The organism is Vibrio chemaguriensis, from assembly GCF_012275705.1.
GTDB lineage: Bacteria > Pseudomonadota > Gammaproteobacteria > Enterobacterales > Vibrionaceae > Vibrio > Vibrio diabolicus.
This window is the reverse complement of the sequence record NZ_SHOE01000037.1, coordinates 1-21,263: the sequence shown is the minus strand read 5'-3', so window position 1 is coordinate 21,263 and position 21,263 is coordinate 1. Positions and strand designations below refer to the sequence as shown.

The following is a 21,263-nucleotide window of genomic DNA, read 5'->3' as shown; positions in this document are numbered from 1 at the left end:
AATTAATTGTTAAAATAGACCATTTTGTAGTTTCATAGTCGCGGTGAGCGTAGGTTTCTGGTTAGCGTTATACCAAACCTTATTCACTTACAGTTCCCAAAAACTTTAAGGTAAGAAATGATGTATAAACTGATCGCATTAGATATGGATGGCACACTGCTCAATAGTGATAAAGCAATCTCTGAAGAAAACAAACAAGCGATCGCAAAGGCTCGAGAAGCAGGCGTTACTGTCGTTCTCGCTTCTGGTCGCCCATTAGAAGGAATGCAAGGCAAGCTCGACGAACTGAATATCCATTCCGATAAAGATTTTGTCCTTTTCTACAATGGCTCTATGGTTAAGAACGTAGGAACAAATGAAATCATCCACCAGCAAATCATTGATGGTAAGGCAGCTAAATTAGTCGCTCGTAAAGCGAAAGAATTAGGCGCTTATGTGCACGCATTCAGCCAAGTACATGGCTTGATCACCAATGAGAAAAACCCATACACTGACATCGAAGCCAACATTAATGGCTTAAATGTAACAGAGATTAATTTTGAATCGCTAGAAGATGATCATCCAATCATCAAAGCAATGATGGTTGCCGAGCCAAGTAAGTTAACTGAGGTCATCGCAGCGCTTCCGTCTGAAATGCGTGAAGAGTTTACGGTGGTTCAAAGCGCTCCGTTCTTCCTGGAATTTCTTAACCCAGCGAGCAACAAAGGTATTGGTGTTGCTGCAATTGCTGAGTATCTAGGTATTCAACCGGAAGAAGTGATCTGTATGGGTGATGCTGAAAATGACCACCACATGCTGAAGTACGCTGGCCTTGGTATCGCGATGGGAAATGCGATGGAAGAGACCAAACAAATCGCTGATTACATTACGGTAAGTAATGATGAACACGGTGTCGCTAAAGCGATTGAAAAATTCGTCCTTAACGCTTAATTCTATCCGCCGCTATGGCATCAACGTTATTACCTTTAACTCAGCCATGACGTCAGATATACGCAAAGCCACATTGTTGAGCTACTCAACATACAAAAAAGCCTTGCTGTAAAGCAAGGCTTTCTTTTTACTCGTATGCCTGAGAAAAAAACATACAACCATCAATCTAGCACTGTTTCTCTCTGTTGTTTTTCATGAATCAGCTTTCTTGCAAGCAAGATAAACAGCAACATCAACAATGGATAATGCAACGTCGACAATACCAATGACCACAAACCACTAAACGAGACAACAGAGCTTGAGTACAAATAAAGTTGCTCAACGAATACCAACGCAAGCGTTACAAAAATCATCTGACGAGAATCCAAATGCACTTTTGACTCTCTAAACGTCATAACCAACGCTGATGCCGTAATTAAAATAGCTAACCAGCGGCCAAACACAGGTAATGGCCAGATAACAGAGATGACCGCCGTTACCGCAGTCATAATGAACCAGACGCCTTTTGAGCTCAGCACTTGATCAACATTCACGTCTTGATTTGTTTCCAATCGCAGAACATGCCAGGCCACCAAGCTTCCTAACAGCGCACCAAACAACATATCTAAGAAAAAGGCGCTACCAAGGAAGAACTTACATAACATAATAGTAAGCGTGATGAGCATCATGACAGCGGTCGTACCATTCAAACCGAAATAATGCGTTCTCTGAAATAAAAAGGTTAAAACACAAAACCAAACGGCAATAGGCAAACTTGGAAAACTAAATCCAAAGCTGTGTGTTAACTCCATCATTGGTATATAGACATGCGGGCGAGGAAGCGCAAAGCCCTGTTGAGCTACAAGTACCATCAGGGACGTCGCGCTAATAGCGAAAAAAAGTCGGAATACAAATCGACTGCCAAAACGCATCATTACCAACGGAAAGAGAAAAAGCAGTATCGTAGGTTCTGTCAGTTCTATAACAAGATTTGAGATCTGATTCGCTACCTCGAAACTCGTTTCTGATAAAGCCCCTACCCAGCTTTGTAAGTCTTTCATCCACCTCAATTCAATCTGACGAAATGAAGGCGCGGATTCGATCAGCTGAGTCACATAAGATGCGGACTGCTGAGTAGCTTGTTCAAAAAACTGAATGGCTTGTGGCCATTGAGCGGGATAGCGGTACAAAAATGATGGCAGCTCGGATGGTCCAAGTAACATTGCAGATGCGATTTCTACTCCGTAGTGAGGAGCAAACCAAATAGGTAACTCATTCCCACCTAAGGAATTGTTCATCGAAAAAGCAATAATCTCAGAGTCTGATATGCAATCGTAATAAACCGCGGTGTCTGTTCTGCCAAGTTCCTCCCCAACCGTGACCACTAAACCCGTTTCTTCCCACGTTTCTCTTTGCGCAGCAACTTTGGGGGATTCTCCATCAATAATTGTCCCACCAGGTAGAGAAATCTTATCCGTCAATATTTCATGAACTAGCACTAACTTGTCGTCAGCACGAACAACGCAGAGCGCCCCTTTTACTTCGCTCGCGGCAGCTTTAGCCGTAGAGATTGGTGAAACAGGTAACAAAATAAAACAAAGGATGAGTAATAACAGCTGTCTCAACACAAAATATGACCTTAAGTAAACATTATGATAGCCAATGAATAATGGCAGTTAATCTTATCTTTTTCGATAAAAATTAAGTAACGAGTTATGCCAAACAACGTTGATCGAATAAAGCATGATCTTGAAGCTCATTGGAGAGTAATTTAATGCAAACCTGACAAAAATCAGACAAAACATGAAATGTTGATCGCAATTCTGCCAGTTATATGAAGGTAGCGTCAGGATAAAGTCATACACATTTTATGGGTTCTCAAAGTTGGAACAATAAAAAAGGGCTTATTATTCGAAAACAATAAACCCTGCTTATGATAACTATGCGCTGTTCGTTGAAACCAAGAATGAATTCTACCTTAAGTCACCAACGAATCAGCTTTTGAATGCTTGATGGTTAGTTAGACTTGCAATGTGCGTCGCGAACTTCTTGCCAAACACCCCAAGGTCCAGAGTCTGCTGGGTTATCGCCTTGAGTCCACCACTGCGCCTGCCACACTTTGCCATTCCAAGTAACGTTATCTCCTTTGAGATACACCGTACTCGCTCGCCATTCTGCTGCGCAGTGATCTGTTGGAGGCGTTGTCACTGTTTTCGCTTGAGCCGACACTAGCGCCTGATATTGTGTGCTGGTCTTATCAATGTTGAAGTTCAAAGCAACTCTTGCTTCTCCCGCCTGAGCTGCTCCAAATTCGACATCGACACGACAACTTGCATTCATTGCTAACGTCGCCTGAGAACACTGATCATTTGCAATAACGGCAGCATCAGCAACGCCAGAAGCAAAAGCGCGAACGTTTTCTACAGTGAACGTCGTGTTACCTGAATTTTTGATAACAAAACTATGTTGCTGCAACTCGCCAACATTAAATGATGCCAATGTCTGTTCGGTGGTATACCCAACAGAAACATTCTCTTTCGGAGGTGTAGTCGTGCCAATGACACCATTAACAAAATTACGCATGGCGGCGATATCGCTATAAACACCATACATACCCGGACGAGCACAACCTATCCCCCAACTGACCACACCAAGTTGAGTAATTATGCCACCACGATTAATAACGATTGGACCACCGCTATCTCCCTGACAGGAATCTATCCCACCTTGAGGAATTCCCGCACAGAATGACACTTCTCCAACAGTTGTGTAGTTGCCACCGGCTTGACGACAAGTCGTGTCTGACACGAGTGGAACGTCAACCTCTTGCAACCGAGATGGAGAGCTTCCTCCTTCAGAGGTTCTCCCTAAACCTGCGACTGTAAGCCAATCTCCGATGCTGGCGTATTGCGTTAGACTACCATCGGCAATTTCAACCGCAGCAACACCTTGAGGTACAGAGTCCAACTTTAAGACTGCGAGATCGTGAGAAAGCGTTGCTCGGCGATATGCCGGGTGCATGTGGATTTCACTCACGTTAGCTCGAACACCGTCAGTGCCATTGTAAACGACGCCACCGATTTTAACCGCAATCTGATTCGGCGAATCACCCTCGACACAGTGGGCCGCAGTAAGGACGTAGCCATTCCCAATATAACTGGCACCACAATATGATCGGTTACCATAACGGCTAACAATTTGGGTGTAGAATCTCCACTCACTAGGATCAGCAGTGATGCCGCCTACGATCTGGGGTTGTATAGTGTGATTTTGTGTCTGTGACAAATCATCAGCACTTGCGAACATTGGCAAAACAGCCAACGCAAGTAACGATTTTGTTAGTTTCAAAATATTGTCCTCTTGTTTTTGTAAGCACGATCCTCGTGCTACTAATAAACAAGCAGACAAAAACGCCAATACCAATGTGGGCGCATATTAATTTACTAACATTGCGAGCAACTTATAGAGAAAAGTCTATTGACGAACTGAATGATTTCAATTCGCTAGAATGTGTATCACAATATTAAAATTAAGCATGGTCATTAGCTCAACGGCTTTCTTAGATAGTGAATATGGTGTGCAAACCCTTGTTTTTCATACAAAGAGATTGCACCCTGGTTAAAGTGCCATACTTCAACAAACATCTGTTTTGCACCGTAATCAGAGAACGTTGACTCAATTTTGTTAATCAATGCCTGAGCTGTGCCTTGTTTCCTAAACTCAGGTAACACATAGAGCTCATCCACACTTCCCATCATAACCGGCTGACTGACGGTAGAAACAAGTTCACAGAAATGACCAGAGATAAAACCAATCATTTCATCTCCTTGTTTTGCTGCATAAACAAGACATTCAGGATCATCAATGTATCGAGCAATACTTTTTTCTTGCTCTATCTCCTCTGCAGTTTTGAACAGCTCAGGAGATTGAAGATGATGCTCATCATGCAGCTCAAACATAAGGTCGTTGAGCGACTCAAGGTCGCTAAAACACGCAGATTTAATTACAAACGTGGTCATACAAAGGGTCACTAAAAATTGAATGGCTGTAGTTTGTGAGGAAAATGCCGTATTGGCAAGTCACAAAATTGCCTGCACGAGACGTTTACGCTATCTACAAACAAAAAAGCCCCTGCACTTAATAAGCGTACAGAGGCAGAACCAACCTACAGAGTTCGAGGATCAGGGGTTAGTTAGAATTGAGTTTTAATTAGCGTCTTAACACTCGTTCAATTTCGTTCAAGCTACTTGGGTCATCAATCGTTGACGGAACGGTGTATTTTTCACCATCGGCTATTTGACGTATGGTTCGGCGCAGAATTTTACCCGAACGTGTTTTCGGTAAGCGATCCACAACCAATGCATGCTTAAAGCAGGCAACCGCACCGATCTCACTACGTACCTTGCCAACAAGCTCACCTTCAAGATCAAGCTCGTCCACTTTGACACCATCTTTAAGCACAACAAAACCAAGTGGTAACTGCCCTTTTAACTCATCGTGGATACCCACGACTGCACATTCCGCAATCGCTGGGTGGCCACCGACAATTTCTTCCATTTCGCCTGTCGATAAACGATGCCCCGCGACATTAATCACGTCATCAATACGTCCCATAATGAATAGGTAACCGTCTTCATCCAGATAGCCACCATCACCTGACACATAGTAGCCAGGGAATTGGCTGAGATAACCGGTTTCAAAACGGTCATGGTTACGCCAAACCGTTGGCAGACAACTCGGTGGCAGCGGACGTTTTAATGCGACAAAGCCTTGTTGGTTAGGCCCGACCGACTCTCCAAGTTCATTCAGAATCTCGACCTGATAACCCGGAATTGGCTTCGTCGAAGAACCCGCTTTAACTGGCATCATTTCAACACCTGTTGGGTTGCCCGCGATGGCCCAACCCGTTTCCGTTTGCCACCAGTGGTCAATAACGGGTTTGTCTGCTTTGCTCTGAACCCATTCCAGTGTTGGAGGGTCAAGGCGTTCTCCTGCCATAAAGATGGTTTTCAATTTAGAGAGATCATACTGTTTTAAAAACTCACCTTCTGGGTCCTCTTTCTTGATCGCACGGAACGCTGTCGGGGCAGAGAACAACGCATCTACTTTGTATTCGTCACACACTCGCCAGAATGCGCCAGGGTCCGGTGTTCGGACGGGCTTACCTTCGAATAGGATTGTTGTGCAACCGTGAATCAGTGGAGCGTAAACAATGTAAGAGTGCCCTACTACCCAGCCAACATCAGATGCCGCCCAAAATACGCCATCTTGAGGAATGTTGTAGATTGCGCTCATGGAGTACTTCATCGCGACGGCATGGCCACCGTTGTCACGCACAACGCCTTTTGGCTTACCTGTCGTACCCGAAGTATAAAGAATGTAGAGTGGATCGGTTGCTAACACCGGAACACAACCGTGTGGCAACGCTTGGTTGTACTCTTGCTGCCAATCCAGATCTCTTTCTTGGTTTAGATCGGCTTCGCACTCAGGACGCTGGAATATAAATACTTTTTCAGGCTTCCATCGGCTGTCCATAATGGCCTTGTCTACCATTGGCTTATATGGAATAACTTTGTTGATCTCAATACCACATGACGCCGTCATGATGACTTTCGGCTCTGCATCTTCAATTCGTACAGCAAGTTCATTAGGTGCAAAACCACCGAATACAACGGAGTGAATCGCCCCCAAACGCGCACAGGCTAGCATCGCCATTGCGGCTTCTGGAATCATCGGCATGTAAATAACGACTCGGTCGCCTTTTTCAACGCCTTGAGCAGACAGCATGCCGGCAATTTTTGCCACTTGGTCACGCAGGTCACTATAGGTATACGTGGTTTTATTGCCGGTTACTGGCGAGTCATAAATGAGTGCCGTATTATCACCGCGTCCTTGCTCGCAATGGTAATCCAATGCTAACCAGCACGTATTCATTACACCATCTGGAAACCAACGTTCTATGCCGTTTTCATCAGATTTCAAGATAGTTTTAGGAGATTCGAACCAATCGATATTCTCCGCTTGAGCGCGCCAAAAACTCTCCGGTTCATTCTTCGCCCATAAGTATTCTTTTTCGTATGAAGACATATTGCTTCCTCCAGTATGTCCTGACATTGCTCTCGTTCTATTCAAAGACCGTTCTTTTCACTCAAAGACATCAGAGGGTACACGCACAAATCCCTCCATTAGTATTCTCGCACTTCGGCTCATGATGGCTTTTTGCACCACCCAGCCCTGCTCAGTTTGCTTCGCTTGTGCTCCAACTTTTAACGTTCCTGAGGGGTGGCCAAAAGTCACTGACTCTTTTTCACCGCCACCAGCCGCCAAGTTAACCAACGTACCCGGCACACACGCCGCTGAAGCGATAGCAACGGCTGCTGTTCCCATCATTGCATGGTGAAGTTTGCCCATCGACAACGCACGAACCAACACGTCTATGTCCGTATCATTTACCGCTTTGCCACTTGAAGACAGGTAACTTTTCGGTTTAGAAACAAACGCAATTTTCGGTGTGTGCTGGCGTGTTTGAGCTTCTTCTAAATCAGAAATCAGGCCCATTTTTAACGCGCCATGTGCACGGATGGATTCGAACATCGCTAATGCTGTGTCATCGTTGTTGATATCGTCTTGCAGCTCGGTGCCCTGATATCCAATCGATTCAGCATCAATAAAAATGGTTGGTATGCCCGCGTTAATAAAGGTCGCGTTGAACGTACCCACATCCGGCACCACTAAATCATCGACTAAGTTGCCTGTTGGGAACATGCTGCCCTCGCCATCAGAAGGGTCAACGAAATCGACTTGAATCTCGGCGGCCGGAAACGTCACGCCATCGAGCTCAAACTCGCCGGTTTCTTGGACAAAACCATTAACAATTGGAACGTGAATCAAGATAGTTTTGCTGATGTTCACCTGCCAAACACGCACCGTCACAATGCCATTTTCTGGAATGCGATCTTGTGGAATCAGCCCAGCATGAATGGCGAAAGGACCGACAGCGGCAGACAAGTTGCCGCAGTTACCACTCCAATCGACGAATGGTTTGTCGATCGACACTTGTCCAAACAAGTAGTCAACATCGTGATCGTCACGGCTACTGCGTGAAACAATCACCGTTTTACTGGTACTAGAAGTGGCGCCGCCCATACCGTCTATTTGTTTAGCGTACGGATCTGGGCTGCCGATAACACGCAACAAGAGTTTGTCACGAGCTTCGCCTGCCACTTGCGCTTCTTGTGGCAAATCGTCGAGGTTGAAAAAGACCCCTTTACTTGTACCGCCACGCATGTACGTCGCCGGCACTTTGATTTGGCTCATTTGATTCGGAGTTTTGCTTTCCATAACCGCTCCTTATTGCGCCAAGAAATCTTGCGCGAAACGCTGCAAAACACCGCCTGCGTTGTACACGTGAACTTCGTCAGCGGTATCTAGGCGACAAGTAACCGGAACATCGACTTTATCGCCGTTGCTACGCGTAATAACCAAGGCTAAATCAGCGCCCGGTTTAATCTCACCAACTACGTCGTAAAGTTCCGTACCATCCAGTTCTAACGTATTACGGTTTACACCTGGTTTGAATTGCAGCGGCAGTACGCCCATGCCAACCAAGTTAGTACGGTGAATACGCTCAAAGCCTTCAGCAACAATGGCTTCTACGCCTGCCAAACGAACACCTTTTGCTGCCCAGTCACGAGATGAACCCTGACCGTAATCCGCGCCGGCGACAACAATCAATGGTTGTTTACGATTCATGTAGGTTTCAATCGCTTCCCACATGCGTACAACCTGGCCTTCTGGTTCAATTCGCGCCAGAGAACCCTGAACGACTTCACCGTTCTCTTTCACCATTTCGTTAAATAGTTTCGGGTTAGCAAAGGTCGCACGTTGCGCCGTTAAGTGATCGCCACGGTGAGTCGCATAAGAGTTGAAGTCCTCTTCCGGAACGCCCATTTTGGCAAGGTATTCACCCGCAGCACTGCTCGCCATGATCGCGTTGGATGGTGACAGGTGGTCAGTCGTGATGTTGTCGCCCAGAATCGCTAATGGACGCATGCCAGACAGTGTTCTTTCACCCGCCAGCGCACCTTCCCAGTAAGGTGGACGGCGAATGTAGGTACTCATCGGACGCCAGTCGTAAAGCGGACTAGAGCTTTTCTCTGCGTCATCCAGCTTAAACATCTGAATGTAAACTTGCTTAAACTGCTCAGGTTTAACATGATTACCGACAACAGCATCGATCTCTTCGTCGCTAGGCCACAAATCATTTAAGTAAATTGGTTTACCGTTTTGGTCAGTACCCAAAGCATCGCGTTCGATATCGAAACGAATCGTACCCGCTAGCGCATAAGCGACAACCAATGGTGGTGATGCAAGGAAAGCTTGTTTTGCGTAAGGATGGATTCGGCCATCGAAGTTGCGGTTACCAGACAGAACGGCTGTCGCATATAAATCGCGATCAATGAGCTCTTGCTGGATTTTTGGATCCAACGCACCACTCATGCCGTTACAAGTGGTACATGCGTAACCGACGATACCAAAGCCAAGCTTTTCTAACTCTGGTAATAAGCCCGCTTCTTCCAGATACAGGCGCGCAACTTTAGAGCCCGGAGCAAAAGACGATTTCACCCAAGGCTTACGTACAAGGCCGAGCTCATTGGCTTTCTTCGCGACAAGGCCAGCCGCAACCACGTTTCTTGGGTTACTGGTATTAGTACACGATGTGATAGCAGCAATGATAACTGCACCATCTGGCAACTCGCCTTCTTTCTCTTCCCAAGCACCAGAAATACCACGTTGTGCCAATTCAGAAGTTGGCAAACGGCGGTGAGGGTTTGACGGGCCGGCCATGTTACGACTTACTGATGATAAATCGAATTCCAGTACACGCTCATAAACGGCAGTATCTAGATCGTCAGCCCAAAGACCAGTTTGTTTTGCGTATTTCTCAACTAAGTTAACTTGCTGTTCATCACGACCAGTCAGTTTTAAGTAGTTGATGGTCTGCTCATCAATATAAAACATGCCAGCTGTCGCGCCGTATTCTGGTGTCATATTTGAAATAGTTGCGCGGTCTCCGATCGTTAGATCGCGTGCACCTTCACCAAAGAATTCAAGATATGAAGAGACCACACGCTCGTTACGTAGGAACTCAGTAATCGCGAGGACAATATCCGTTGCGGTAATGCCTGGTTGACGTTTACCCGTTAGTTTTACACCAACAATATCAGGTAGACGCATCATTGATGGTCGGCCAAGCATTACGGTTTCAGCTTCCAGACCACCAACACCGATCGCGATAACGCCCAATGCATCAACGTGCGGCGTGTGACTGTCCGTACCCACACAGGTATCTGGGTAGGCAATACCCTGCTTTGCTTGCACCACAGGAGACATTTTCTCCAAGTTGATTTGGTGCATAATGCCGTTACCCGCAGGAATCACGCTTACGTTCTCAAACGCTGTTTTACACCACTCGATAAAGTGGAATCGGTCTTCATTACGGCGCTCTTCAATCGCGCGGTTTTTGTCGAAGGCATCAGGTTCAAAGCCCGCATGCTCAACCGCTAAAGAATGGTCAACGATCAATTGAGTCTCAACCACAGGGTTCACTTTTGCAGGATCGCCACCCTGATCCGAAATAGCATCGCGCAGACCCGCTAAATCGACTAGAGCAGTCTGACCAAGAATGTCATGACAAACCACGCGTGCTGGATACCAAGGAAAATCAAGATCACGTTTACGTTCAATTAACTGTTTTAGGCTATCCGTCAATGTGTTCGGTTCACAGCGACGGACCAGTTGCTCAGCTAGCACGCGGGAGGTGTAAGGGAGTTTTTCATAGGCTCCAGGAGAAATGGCATTGACGGCTTCGCGTGCATCAAAGTAATCCAGTTGAGTTCCCGGAAGCGGCTTACGATATTGGGTATTAATATTTGTGTTCATGGTTTGCTTCCATTCAGTCTGTACATCTTGCCTTCATCAACGTTTTTCCATTGCTCCAGAAACATCGTGATGAGAGGGGCTCCTTCCTCTGTCAGAGAGAGGTACAAAGGAAGGAGGTGGTCAATCAAAGCATATGTGCCCTGATTGACCTTCGCGCTAGCGATTCTCGATAGGTACCCATTCTTGATGGTCTGGGCCCGTGTAATCAGCACTTGGGCGAATGATGCGGTTATTGGCACGTTGCTCATAAACGTGTGCCGCCCAGCCCGTTAAACGACTCATCACAAAAATTGGTGTGAACAGCTTGGTTGGAATGTCCATGAAGTGGTAAGCCGATGCATGGAAGAAGTCCGCATTACAGAACAGACCTTTCTCTCGCTTCATCACTGATTCCACACGCTCAGAAACAGCATATAGATGTGTATCACCGACTTGCTGTGACAGCTCTTTCGACCAGCGCTTAATCAACGCGTTGCGAGGATCACTTTCGCGATAGATGGCATGACCAAAGCCCATGATCTTGTCTTTGTTGGCCAGCATTTTCATGATGTTCGCTTCCGCCTCGTCTGGCGTTTGCCAATCTTCAATCATTTCCATCGCTGCTTCGTTTGCGCCGCCATGAAGTGGCCCGCGAAGCGTACCGATTGCTGCCGTGATACAAGAATGAATGTCTGACAACGTTGATGCACAAACACGCGCTGCAAAAGTTGATGCGTTGAATTCATGTTCAGCGTAAAGGATTAAGGAACAGTGCATCACTTGTTTGTGTAGCGCTGATGGCTCTTTATCTGTAAGCAATCGCAAGAAGTAACCGCCGATGCAGTCTTCGGTTTGATCTTCTGTATCGATACGAACGCCATCGTGACTAAAACGATACCAGTAGCAGATGATAGCTGGGAAAAGCGCCAGCATACGTTCCGTCGAATGCAATTGCTCATCGAAGCTCATTTCTTGCTCTAGGTTTCCTAACACAGAACAACCAGTGCGCATCACATCCATTGGATGAGCAGTAGCAGGAATAAACTCTAACGCTTGCTTAAGCTCAGTTGGTAAGCCGCGAAGGTTTAAGAGATGTGTCTTGTACGCATCCAGTTCTTTCTGAGTTGGTAAGTGACCGCGTAACAGAAGATGTGCAACTTCTTCAAATTGAGCATTATTGGCAAGGTCAGTAATATCGTAACCGCGATAAGTCAGACCGGTCCCCGTTTTTCCGACAGTACATAAAGCTGTGCTTCCAGCGCTTTGACCGCGTAGGCCTGCACCACCTAACTCTGCTTTCTTTTCTGCAGTTTGAGACATTGTTTGAACTCCTTTTCTGTCTGGCTTTGCCCTCTTTGGAGCGTTTTTTAGCCAGACGAATTTCACGTTATTGAATTAGATAAATTCCGATTATCTTTTCTTGGGCTTCCGTCTATCTTTTCTTTTCCCGCTATTTTCCTTCAGAGAATAGCTGGTCAAGTTTGTCTTCGTAATCGTGGTAGTTCAGGTGCTGATACAACTCTTTGCGGGTTTGCATTGAATCAACCAAAGCTTCCTGATTGCCCACTTCTAGCAAATGCTTGTAAACCGTTTCAGCGGCTTTGTTCATGGCACGGAACGCACTTAATGGGTAAAGCACCATATCGACTTTCGCTTTTGCAAGCTCGTCGCAGCTGTACAGTGGCGTTGCGCCGAACTCGGTAATGTTGGCCAGAATAGGAACGTGCTTTCCAGTTGCTTGCTCAAGTGCGTTTGAGAACTGAAGGTACTGATCCAGCTTGGTCATTGCTTCTGGGAAGATCATATCTGCGCCAGCTTCCACACACGCAATCGCACGCTCAATTGCACTGTCCATGCCTTCAACAGCTAGCGCGTCTGTACGAGCCATAATCACGAAGCTTTCATCATTGCGTGCGTCAACCGCGGCTTTTACGCGATCAACCATCTCTTGCTGGCTCACAATTGCTTTGTTCGGACGGTGCCCACAACGTTTCTGTGCGACTTGATCTTCCATATGAACCGCAGCAGCACCCGCCTTTTCCATTGCTTTGATCGTGCGAGCAATATTAAATGCGCCTCCAAAACCGGTGTCGATGTCGACCAATAGCGGTAAATCACACGCGTTAGTGATGCGGTCAACATCGACCAGTACGTCGTTCAATGTTGTAATACCGAGATCCGGCAATCCGTATGACGCGTTTGCAATACCGCCGCCAGACAAATAAATCGCTTGATGCCCCAAGTTTTTCGCCATCATGGCGCAGTAAGGGTTAATGGTGCCGACAATTTGCAGCGGATTGTTTTGTTCAATGGCGAGTCTGAACTTCGCTCCCGGTGTTAAGCTCATGACGAATTCCTTCTAGTCTTTGTCTAAACTTTCTGTATGTATAATTTGCGATTGGATGAGCTTTCGACTTCCTGAGATGTGTCTTCTCATCAGCATTTCTGCAAGCTCTTCATCGCGATTACGGATGGCTTCCAGAATGAATTTGTGTTCAGTCAACGCTTCATTTGGACGAGATTGCGCGCGCGGTGACTGATAGCGGTACATGCGTAACAAGTGGTAAAGCTCGTCGCACAGCAGAGAAATCAGCTTGCTGTTTCGGCTTGCTTGGATGATGCGATAGTGAAAATCAAAATCTCCATGCTGATGGAAGTAAGAGGCTCCTTCCACTTGATCAATGTGCTTAGAATGTGTCGACAATAGCATTTCCAAGCTCAAGAGCTCTTCTTGCGTAATATGTCGCGCTGCTAACCTTGCCGCCATACCTTCTAGCGCTTCGCGAACCGCATAGAGTTCTATCAGCTTTTCTGGAGAAAAAGTGGTCACTCTAGCCCCGACATGAGGAATACGTTCAATGAGCCCTAGCCCCTCTAAACGCATTAATGCTTCACGCAAAGGGCCACGGCTGACTTGATATTTCTTCGCCAGTTCAGGCTCCGAGATTTTATGACCAGGCTTAACATCGCCATTCACAATGACTTCAATCAGTGTTTCTGTCAGTGTTTCTGACTTGGTGTGTTCTTTCTCAGAACCCAGTACTTTATAACGAGTTTTCAACTCAGAGTTCATACTCAGATACTCACGTTACCGACATCAAAATGTCTACAATTTCTTAACCTGAATATAAAGTAGTCGATCAAAGTGTCGACAATCAAGTAAATTGTCGACAATTTAGACTAAGGTCGTAATTTAAATCGATGAAAATCGTCTATTACGGGCTTAATGGAGGGATAATTGCGAAGGAAAAAAATAAATTGTCGACACCCAAACACCTCTTAACATAATGATATAAAAGAAAAATAATTAAGCCGTCGAACAATTAAGGATACAAAAGGCTATTCTTTAGGTGAAAATTGCTCAAAAACTTGCTGCGATGTCATCTTTTGTGAGGTGGGATTGAGGTCATAATACGCGGGCTTTTCATCGGTAAAGATCTCTAATGAGAGTTTGAAATCTGGATTGTCGAACAAACCAGCGGAGAGAATGTACTCGCCTGTCGGTAACAAATGATAGAAAAGGTTTGTGCCGCATTCGCCACAAAAACCTCTCACCGCCCAGTCAGACGATTGATAACGCTTTGGCTCGGCCCCCTTAAACGTTACGTTAGGACCACAATGCACAGCATGGAGTGCTCCACTCGACCATTTTCGACACATCGAGCAGTGGCATAGACTCACTTCATTCTTAGCATCTGCGATCACTTCAATAGCGCCGCACAAACATGTCCCTTTCATTCTCTGTTTCCTTATTCGTTTGATGTCATTCCATTATGACGCAATTGTTAGCACGCACGCGTGATGTGCAACCAATTTTTCAGCGTGAACTTTATGAACAAAATATCCGTTATGCTCAATATTCTCTTTATCGACGTTTTAAAGACATCAATTTAACACTTGATTAACCTTTGACACATCAGCATCCAGTTCGAGTTAAAAGCTGAAACAAAAATAAGACTCACCAAAAAATAGAGTCACCAACATAAGGAACGTGAACATGTTAAAGGTAATCAAACCAACGCTCGCCGCATCGATCATCGCAGCTTCATTTTCATTTAACGCTTTTGCTGCTGATGTAGAAAAAATGCATTTCTTGATCCCTGGAGGTGCCGGTGGCGGCTGGGATATGACCGCACGAGGTACAGGTGATGTGCTACTCAAATCAGACATCGTTGAGACGGTATCTTTTCAAAACCTTTCTGGTGGCGGCGGCGGTAAAGCCATTGCGCACTTGATTGAAACGGCAGATCGCCAAGAAGATACGCTGATGGTGAATTCAACACCGATCGTCGTTCGCTCTCTAACAGGTATTTTCCCTCAATCCTTTAGAGATCTCACTCCCGTTGCAGCCACCATTGCGGATTACGGTGCCATCGTAGCCTCTGTTGATTCGCCATACAATTCTTGGGAAGACGTAGTAAAAGCATTTGAATCTAACCCTCGCAAAGTGAAAATTGCGGGTGGCTCTGCTCGTGGCTCGATGGACCACCTCGTCGTTGCCGCCGCATTTAAAGGCGAAGGATTTGATGCGCGTAAAGTGCGCTACATCGCTTACGATGCGGGCGGTAAAGCCATGGCAGCCCTTCTTTCAGGCGAAACTCAACTGCTCTCTACGGGCCTAGGTGAAGTACTGGAGATGTCTAAATCTGGTCAAGTCAAAGTGCTAGCGGTAACTGCACCAAAACGCCTAGAAGCTGCACCAAACATCCCTACGCTAACAGAATATGGTAACGAAACTGTCTTCGCTAACTGGCGTGGATTCTTTGCTGCACCAGGTACTAGCCAAGAAAAGCTGGATGAATGGAATGCAGCATTTACCAAAATGTACAACACTGACGAATGGCAAGTCGTCCGTGACCGCAATGGTTGGATAGACAACTACAAGGCGGACAAAGCGTTCTTCGCGTTCCTTGAAGAGCAAGAGCAGCAAATGGGTGACTTAATGCGCGAGTTAGGCTTCCTAAAGTAACAGTCGAACTGGGTCCCTCAGATTCCAACCTCACCCAATAACGTGGGGTTGGTATTTCCCCAACTGTATTTGCACTCTAAGTTTCACCGTATATGGATATTGTCGACAATCGGCATGCACACTCCTTTGTTTATATACCCAAAGCAGCTCGACTAGCAGCGAAATGCTTAATTGTTAATGGTTTAGTTTATTCATTAACGTCCATATGCGGTCTTTTTTATTTTTGTTAGGAGTTGAATATGTCTCGTTCAACCAACTTTTTCACCAAAGAATATTTGCTCTGTCGTGACCGTGTCGGCGCAATGATCTTTCTACTCTTCTGTCTTTGCTACGGTTATCAAACCTCGCAAATTCCATTGTTCCCTGGTGATGAATACGAACCGTTCACCGCACGTACTTTGCCAACCATCCTGACTTACGTTGGTGCAGGCCTTTCTTTGTTATTACTGGTAACAGGACAACCAGATAAACAAAGTGGCGCGGTGCTGACCTTTAATTGGAAGTTACTGATCGCTTTCTTGGTTTTGATGGCGCTTTACGGTGTGGGCCTGACTTACCTAGGCTTTGTTATAGCTACTGGCTTCTTTTTATTGGCTGGCTTTTATCTGCTGGGGGAAAGACGTAAACCCGTTCTGTTCTGCGCGTCGTTTCCATTCGTGATCGCGTTCTATTTATTACTCACTCAAGGTTTGGACATCTATCTCGAACCGGGTTTGATTTTCACCATCTGGTAGTCAAAGAAAGGACTGAATTATGTTAGATGGAATTCTACAAGGTTTATCCACTGCAGTAATGCCAATGAACATCATGATGGTGATCGTTGGTTGCTTCGTCGGTACATTTATCGGCATGTTACCTGGGCTTGGGCCGATCTCAGCCATTGCTTTGATGATCCCAATTACTTATGGCCTAGAGCCCTCTTCTGGCCTTATTTTGATGGCGGGTGTTTATTACGGTGCGGTATTTGGTGGTTCTACATCGTCGATTTTGATCAACGCGCCGGGTTGTTCTTCAACCGTGGTGACAGCATTTGACGGCTACCCGATGGCTCAAAAAGGCCAAGCAGGTAAAGCATTAGCTTTGGCTGCTTATTCTTCTTTCACTGGCGGTACGCTATCTGCCATTATGTTGCTTGTTGCCGCACCAGCATTGGCTAGCGTCTCCCTTAGCTTCCAATCGTCAGACTATTTTGCGTTGATGCTACTTGGGTTATCAGCAGTCGCGGCTTTTGCGGGGAAAGGTCAGGTCATCAAAGCGTGGATGATGACCATTCTTGGTTTGATGCTATCTACCGTTGGAATCGATAAAGGCGTAGGCGTTGAACGCTTTACCTTCGGTTTAACGGATTTAATGGATGGCTTTAGCTTCTTGTTGCTTGCAATGGCGACATTCGCACTGGGTGAGACGCTGATGGGCATCCTTAAACCATCAAAAGACACCAGCGATGAAGAACAAGAAAAGCTGAGCAACATTGGCTCAATGAAAGTGACCAAGGAAGAAATCAAAGATGTTGCGCCTGTTTCAATTCGCTCTTCAATATTAGGTTTCTTCACTGGCGTTCTTCCTGGCGCAGGAGCAACTATTGCTGCTTTTTTAAGCTATGGTATGGAGCGCAACCTCGCACCTAAAGAGAAAAAGGAAGAGTTCGGTAAAGGCAGTATCCGTGGTTTGGTCGCGCCAGAGTCAGCAAACAACGCAGCGTCTAGTGGTTCATTTGTTCCACTGCTAACGCTTGGCATTCCAGGTTCTGGTACGACAGCTATTATGCTCGGCGCGCTGATCGCTTACGGTATTCAGCCTGGCCCTCGCCTGTTTGTTGAGCACCCAGACGTGTTCTGGTCGGTGATCATTTCCATGTACTTCGGCAACATCGTACTCGTGATCCTGAACTTACCGTTGATTCCGTACATCTCAAAGCTTTTGGCGGTGCCTAGAACGGTACTTCTGCCGATGATTTTATTCTTCTCAATCACCGGAGTTTATTTGGTCTCATTCAATACCATGGATGTGTTCGTGATGCTGATTGTCGCTATGGCTGCCATTGCACTTCGACTCGCTAACTTCCCACTTGCGCCTTTATTGCTGGGTTTCATCCTTGGGGGATTAATGGAAGAGAACTTACGCCGCGCATTAATGATTTCAGACGGCGAATTGAGTTTCCTATGGGAGCGCCCTATTACCCTTACCTTTACTGTTTTGGCCGTATTGGTACTGGCAAGTCCACTAATCGTAAAGCTGATTCAAAAGTTTAAAGCACAGCCAGTGAGCGTTGAGCAGTAATAACTGTCTCTTACAACCTAGATAAAGCCATCCATCGCGATGGCTTTTCTTTCTCCTATCAAATCGTTCACTTATTAAGCAAAACAATATTGACAAGTCATCGCCTATATATAAGAGTAGTTGCATGAATACACACTTAGCGCAACTTAACCAACGAATTATCATCATTCCATAGGAATGGTGGGATATTTGATGCGCTCAATATTTATCGAACCCACCCATAACGGTGGGTTTTCTGTCTCTACCGTATGGGAAATACTCTCTTGGAGGCGGTCACATGCAAAAAGTAGCGGTTTTTGGTAAGCCCGGCAGCGGAAAATCGACGATAAGTAAAGCAATCGCGTCTGCTACCGATCTCCCTCTTCATCAATTAGATTCCATAGTCTATAAACCAAACGGTGAGCCCGTTGAGCGTGACGTTTTTGATGAAGCACATAGCAATATACTTCACTCAGATCGTTGGATCATAGATGGTCTGGGGCCTATCAGCTCCTTTAATGCTCGTTTAGATGCAGCCGATACTCTCGTTTATATTGATCTACCATACTCCGTAAGCTATTGGTTTGTGACGAAACGTCTCCTTAAAGGACTATTCATTAAACCCGAAGGTTGGCCTGATGGCAGTTCGGTATTGAAAGGAACGTTACAAAGCTACAAAGTTCTTCAGCAATGCCCTGCATTCTGGAATGATGACTTCATGTCTCGTCTCGAAGGGTACTCTCAAAGTAAAACCGTTCATGTCATCAAAAACGTTACAGAACTGAACAATTTTGTTTTAGAGCGGGTAAAGTAAACTTCATATCAGGACACTAGAGCATATGGGATGGGCCATCTAAAGCTCTAACAATGAAAAAGAACATAACAAGGATTGTTTATGCTTTTAGAACTAGCGCTTTTATTCGTTGCCGGCGTAGTTGGTGGGATCATTAACTCCATTGCGGGAGGCGGAAGCTTTATTACTTTTCCGGCCCTATTGGCGGTTGGTGTGCCTCCAATTATGGCCAATGCAACAAATACTTATGCTTCATGTGCGGGGTACATTAGCGGAGCCGTTGGCTTCAGAGAAGAGATCATGAAGAACAAACAAGAACTGTTGTTCACCGTCTCATTCAGTTTAGTAGGTGGCGCTGTCGGAGCATATCTGCTGCTCAACACACCAGAATCGCTATTTTTGGAAGCCATTCCTTGGCTGCTCTTGTTTGCCACCGTGCTTTTCCTGACTGGTTCTCGTTTAACAATGCTTATCAAAACTGTCGCGAAAGAGCACAAACACGCAGGAATACTCGGAGCAATCGCTTTGGGTCTATTACTTGTTGGTGTCTCTGCTTACGGTGGTTTTTTCAACGCAGGTTTAGGGGTTATTGTTCTGAGTTATCTGGTAGTAGCGGGTCACCAAGACATTAATTTAATGAACGGTTTGAAATTGCTGGTATCTACGTGTGTTTCACTCATTGCTATCGTGATATTTGTTGCGAATGGTTCCATTGACTGGCGCACAGGTAGCGTTGTTTTGGTCGGTACGTTGGTGGGTGGTTATCTTGCCGCTCGTGTATCTCGTCAACTTAATCCCAATCATGTTAAAGGGTTTGTTGCTCTTTCTTCTATTCTGATCACTATCTACTTTTTCATTGATGTTTATGCTTAAGTAAAGCTTGCACAAGTAGATAACACCCCAACAAAAAACGCCATCGCGAAAGATTAATGCTGATCGCTTAACGATGTTTTTGTGTCATTCCAGCGAGCCTTGGCGTGACTAGGTATCTAATAGCAGTACGCTGAGCGGCTAATGAAACAATTTTGACCATAAAGGGCTCGGATAGAAGATCCTGTATCACGCTCCTCCGTCGCTGTACAGGATGACGAGAGATAGAAATATGCCACTCGCTGTTAAACGAGTGGCATTAATCGCGAAAGATGGCGTTCTACATCAATAAGAAGAGAAAGTAACGGTTACTTAATCAGCCCTACTTCTTTGTAGTATTTGAGCGCACCTGGGTGAAGAGGCGCAGATAAACCGTCTTTTACCATTTCCTCTTTCTTCAAGTTTGCAAACGCTGGGTGGAGACGGCGGAAATCATCGAAGTTTTCAAATACCGCTTTAACCACGTTATAAACCACATCTTCTGGTACTGCAGTAGAGGAAACAAACGTCGCACCCACACCAAAGGTTTGAACGTCACTATCTGTGCCACGATACATACCACCCGGTACATTTGCGACACGATAGAAGCTATTGTCTGCAACCAATTTTTCTACATTAGGTCCTGCTACCGTTACGATATTACTATCACACGACGTAGTGGCTTCTTTAATCGCTCCACTTGGGTGACCAACGGTATAAATCATCGCATCAATTTTGTTATCACAAAGTGCTTTTGATTGCTCTGCTGCTTTTAACTCAGACACAAGCTTAAAGTCATCGTTACTCCAGCCATACTGGCTCATTAACACTTCCATGGTGCCTCGTTGACCAGAGCCAGGGTTACCAATATTGACGCGCTTACCTTTCAAATCATCAAAAGTTTTGATGTTCGCGTCTTTACGTGCAACGACAGTGAACGGTTCTGGATGAACGGAGAATACGGCGCGTAGTTCTTTAAAAGGCCCGCTTTCTTTAAACTTACTGGTTCCTTTGTAAGCATGATACTGCCAGTCTGATTGAGCGATACCGAGATCCAATTCACCAGCACGAATGGTGTTGATGTTATAAATCGATCCCCCGGTACTTTCTACCGAACAACGGATACCGTGATCTTCTCGCGATTTGTTAACCAAGCGACAAATTGCTCCACCAGTCGGATAATAAACCCCTGTTACGCCACCAGTACCAATCGTGACAAACGTTTCTTCCGCAGACGCAGAAAAGCCAGTTGTGAGTGCCGCTAAAGAAGCAGCAAGTGCGATTTGCTTAAACTTAAACATTGAACATCCTTTTTACCTGTGTTGATGACCGTTTAAGTATAGCAACCGTTAACAATTTGATAACGTTTGAGTTCTCATCCTTGCACATTGGCTTAGCAATCACCATTTTTATCAGCATATTCTGCCATCATACAAGGCTCTATATCTGTCTCTTATACACATCTCAAAAAAAAAACCAAGAAGCCACTGTCTTCCATAGAGCGCTCCCGGCCCTCTGTACACTCCTCCTTCCAGTCTGCGCAGTCATGGTGTAAACTCAGCT

At 45.6% G+C, this 21,263-nt stretch carries 17 protein-coding genes; 6 read left to right on the top strand and 11 right to left on the bottom strand.

The window, feature by feature from the left end; translation table 11 throughout:
* Nucleotides 1-120: 120 nt before the first annotated feature.
* A complete protein-coding gene (locus EX191_RS21670; RefSeq protein WP_139060563.1) occupies nucleotides 121-930 on the top strand; it encodes a Cof-type HAD-IIB family hydrolase in 810 nt (269 codons plus the stop codon).
* Between the two features lie 161 nt (nucleotides 931-1,091).
* On the opposite strand, the gene EX191_RS21665 is transcribed toward EX191_RS21670, so the two are convergent.
* The 10 genes from EX191_RS21665 to EX191_RS21620 form a co-directional block, all read right to left on the bottom strand.
* Complete coding sequence (locus EX191_RS21665; RefSeq protein ID WP_006741551.1) at nucleotides 1,092-2,537, bottom strand: bifunctional NUDIX hydrolase/phosphatase PAP2 family protein; 1,446 nt, start codon at nucleotides 2,535-2,537, stop codon at nucleotides 1,092-1,094.
* Nucleotides 2,538-2,925: 388 nt separating this feature from the next.
* Nucleotides 2,926-4,257, bottom strand: a complete 1,332-nt coding sequence (locus EX191_RS21660) for a trypsin-like serine protease (protein ID WP_193448461.1) — start codon at nucleotides 4,255-4,257, stop codon at nucleotides 2,926-2,928.
* Nucleotides 4,258-4,451: 194 nt separating this feature from the next.
* Nucleotides 4,452-4,928, bottom strand: coding sequence for a GNAT family N-acetyltransferase (locus tag EX191_RS21655; protein ID WP_193448460.1), 477 nt, complete (start codon nucleotides 4,926-4,928; stop codon nucleotides 4,452-4,454).
* 190 nt (nucleotides 4,929-5,118) lie between these two features.
* A complete protein-coding gene (locus EX191_RS21650) occupies nucleotides 5,119-6,996 on the bottom strand; it encodes a propionyl-CoA synthetase (RefSeq protein ID WP_085343809.1) in 1,878 nt (625 codons plus the stop codon).
* Between the two features lie 57 nt (nucleotides 6,997-7,053).
* A complete protein-coding gene (gene prpF, locus EX191_RS21645) occupies nucleotides 7,054-8,250 on the bottom strand; it encodes a 2-methylaconitate cis-trans isomerase PrpF (protein WP_193448459.1) in 1,197 nt (398 codons plus the stop codon).
* Between the two features lie 9 nt (nucleotides 8,251-8,259).
* Nucleotides 8,260-10,851 (bottom strand): Fe/S-dependent 2-methylisocitrate dehydratase AcnD, encoded by a 2,592-nt coding sequence (gene acnD / locus EX191_RS21640; RefSeq protein ID WP_193448458.1) that lies wholly within the window; start codon nucleotides 10,849-10,851, stop codon nucleotides 8,260-8,262.
* Between the two features lie 156 nt (nucleotides 10,852-11,007).
* Nucleotides 11,008-12,150 carry a bifunctional 2-methylcitrate synthase/citrate synthase gene (gene prpC, locus EX191_RS21635; RefSeq protein WP_193448457.1) on the bottom strand — a complete coding sequence of 381 codons (1,143 nt, stop codon included), beginning with the start codon at nucleotides 12,148-12,150 and terminating at the stop codon, nucleotides 11,008-11,010.
* A 130-nt stretch (nucleotides 12,151-12,280) separates the two neighbouring features.
* Nucleotides 12,281-13,177, bottom strand: coding sequence for a methylisocitrate lyase (gene prpB / locus EX191_RS21630; RefSeq protein ID WP_193448456.1), 897 nt, complete (start codon nucleotides 13,175-13,177; stop codon nucleotides 12,281-12,283).
* A 12-nt stretch (nucleotides 13,178-13,189) separates the two neighbouring features.
* The gene (locus EX191_RS21625) at nucleotides 13,190-13,903 is read right to left on the bottom strand and encodes a GntR family transcriptional regulator (protein WP_005395069.1); all 714 of its coding nucleotides are present in this window, start codon (nucleotides 13,901-13,903) and stop codon (nucleotides 13,190-13,192) included.
* Nucleotides 13,904-14,169: 266 nt separating this feature from the next.
* Entirely contained in the window at nucleotides 14,170-14,568 is a 399-nt protein-coding gene (locus EX191_RS21620) for a GFA family protein (protein ID WP_053807462.1), read from the bottom strand.
* Between the two features lie 259 nt (nucleotides 14,569-14,827).
* Here EX191_RS21620 and EX191_RS21615 point away from each other — a divergent pair, with 259 nt between their 5' ends.
* The 5 genes from EX191_RS21615 to EX191_RS21595 all read left to right on the top strand — a co-directional run bounded on the left by EX191_RS21615 (nucleotide 14,828) and on the right by EX191_RS21595 (nucleotide 19,724).
* Nucleotides 14,828-15,799 (top strand): tripartite tricarboxylate transporter substrate binding protein, encoded by a 972-nt coding sequence (locus tag EX191_RS21615; protein WP_005395072.1) that lies wholly within the window; start codon nucleotides 14,828-14,830, stop codon nucleotides 15,797-15,799.
* A 239-nt stretch (nucleotides 15,800-16,038) separates the two neighbouring features.
* Complete coding sequence (locus EX191_RS21610; RefSeq protein ID WP_167713287.1) at nucleotides 16,039-16,533, top strand: tripartite tricarboxylate transporter TctB family protein; 495 nt, start codon at nucleotides 16,039-16,041, stop codon at nucleotides 16,531-16,533.
* Nucleotides 16,534-16,552: 19 nt separating this feature from the next.
* Entirely contained in the window at nucleotides 16,553-18,079 is a 1,527-nt protein-coding gene (locus EX191_RS21605; RefSeq protein ID WP_048626439.1) for a tripartite tricarboxylate transporter permease, read from the top strand.
* Between the two features lie 277 nt (nucleotides 18,080-18,356).
* Nucleotides 18,357-18,872: a P-loop NTPase family protein gene (locus EX191_RS21600; RefSeq protein WP_193448455.1), complete on the top strand. Its 516-nt coding sequence runs from the start codon at nucleotides 18,357-18,359 to the stop codon at nucleotides 18,870-18,872.
* 81 nt (nucleotides 18,873-18,953) lie between these two features.
* On the top strand, nucleotides 18,954-19,724 hold the full coding sequence (locus EX191_RS21595; RefSeq protein WP_005395076.1) for a sulfite exporter TauE/SafE family protein: 771 nt from the start codon (nucleotides 18,954-18,956) through the stop codon (nucleotides 19,722-19,724).
* 305 nt (nucleotides 19,725-20,029) lie between these two features.
* Here EX191_RS21595 and EX191_RS21590 read toward each other — a convergent pair whose 3' ends face one another.
* The gene (locus EX191_RS21590; RefSeq protein ID WP_006741544.1) at nucleotides 20,030-21,001 is read right to left on the bottom strand and encodes a TAXI family TRAP transporter solute-binding subunit; all 972 of its coding nucleotides are present in this window, start codon (nucleotides 20,999-21,001) and stop codon (nucleotides 20,030-20,032) included.
* Between the last annotated feature and the right edge of the window lie 262 nt (nucleotides 21,002-21,263).

Bases quoted from the DNA above. Each gene is read 5' to 3' on its own strand.
- acnD (WP_193448458.1), bottom strand. From the start codon at position 10,851: ATGAACACAAATATTAATACCCAATATCGTAAGCCGCTTCCGGGAACT.
- EX191_RS21655 (WP_193448460.1), bottom strand. From the start codon at position 4,928: ATGACCACGTTTGTAATTAAATCTGCGTGTTTTAGCGACCTTGAGTCG.
- EX191_RS21670 (WP_139060563.1), top strand. From the start codon at position 121: ATGTATAAACTGATCGCATTAGATATGGATGGCACACTGCTCAATAGT.
- EX191_RS21610 (WP_167713287.1), top strand. From the start codon at position 16,039: ATGTCTCGTTCAACCAACTTTTTCACCAAAGAATATTTGCTCTGTCGT.
- EX191_RS21615 (WP_005395072.1), top strand. From the start codon at position 14,828: ATGTTAAAGGTAATCAAACCAACGCTCGCCGCATCGATCATCGCAGCT.
- prpC (WP_193448457.1), bottom strand. From the start codon at position 12,150: ATGTCTCAAACTGCAGAAAAGAAAGCAGAGTTAGGTGGTGCAGGCCTA.
- prpF (WP_193448459.1), bottom strand. From the start codon at position 8,250: ATGGAAAGCAAAACTCCGAATCAAATGAGCCAAATCAAAGTGCCGGCG.
- EX191_RS21605 (WP_048626439.1), top strand. From the start codon at position 16,553: ATGTTAGATGGAATTCTACAAGGTTTATCCACTGCAGTAATGCCAATG.
- EX191_RS21620 (WP_053807462.1), bottom strand. From the start codon at position 14,568: ATGAAAGGGACATGTTTGTGCGGCGCTATTGAAGTGATCGCAGATGCT.
- prpB (WP_193448456.1), bottom strand. From the start codon at position 13,177: ATGAGCTTAACACCGGGAGCGAAGTTCAGACTCGCCATTGAACAAAAC.
- EX191_RS21625 (WP_005395069.1), bottom strand. From the start codon at position 13,903: ATGAACTCTGAGTTGAAAACTCGTTATAAAGTACTGGGTTCTGAGAAA.
- EX191_RS21590 (WP_006741544.1), bottom strand. From the start codon at position 21,001: ATGTTTAAGTTTAAGCAAATCGCACTTGCTGCTTCTTTAGCGGCACTC.
- EX191_RS21595 (WP_005395076.1), top strand. From the start codon at position 18,954: ATGCTTTTAGAACTAGCGCTTTTATTCGTTGCCGGCGTAGTTGGTGGG.
- EX191_RS21650 (WP_085343809.1), bottom strand. From the start codon at position 6,996: ATGTCTTCATACGAAAAAGAATACTTATGGGCGAAGAATGAACCGGAG.
- EX191_RS21600 (WP_193448455.1), top strand. From the start codon at position 18,357: ATGCAAAAAGTAGCGGTTTTTGGTAAGCCCGGCAGCGGAAAATCGACG.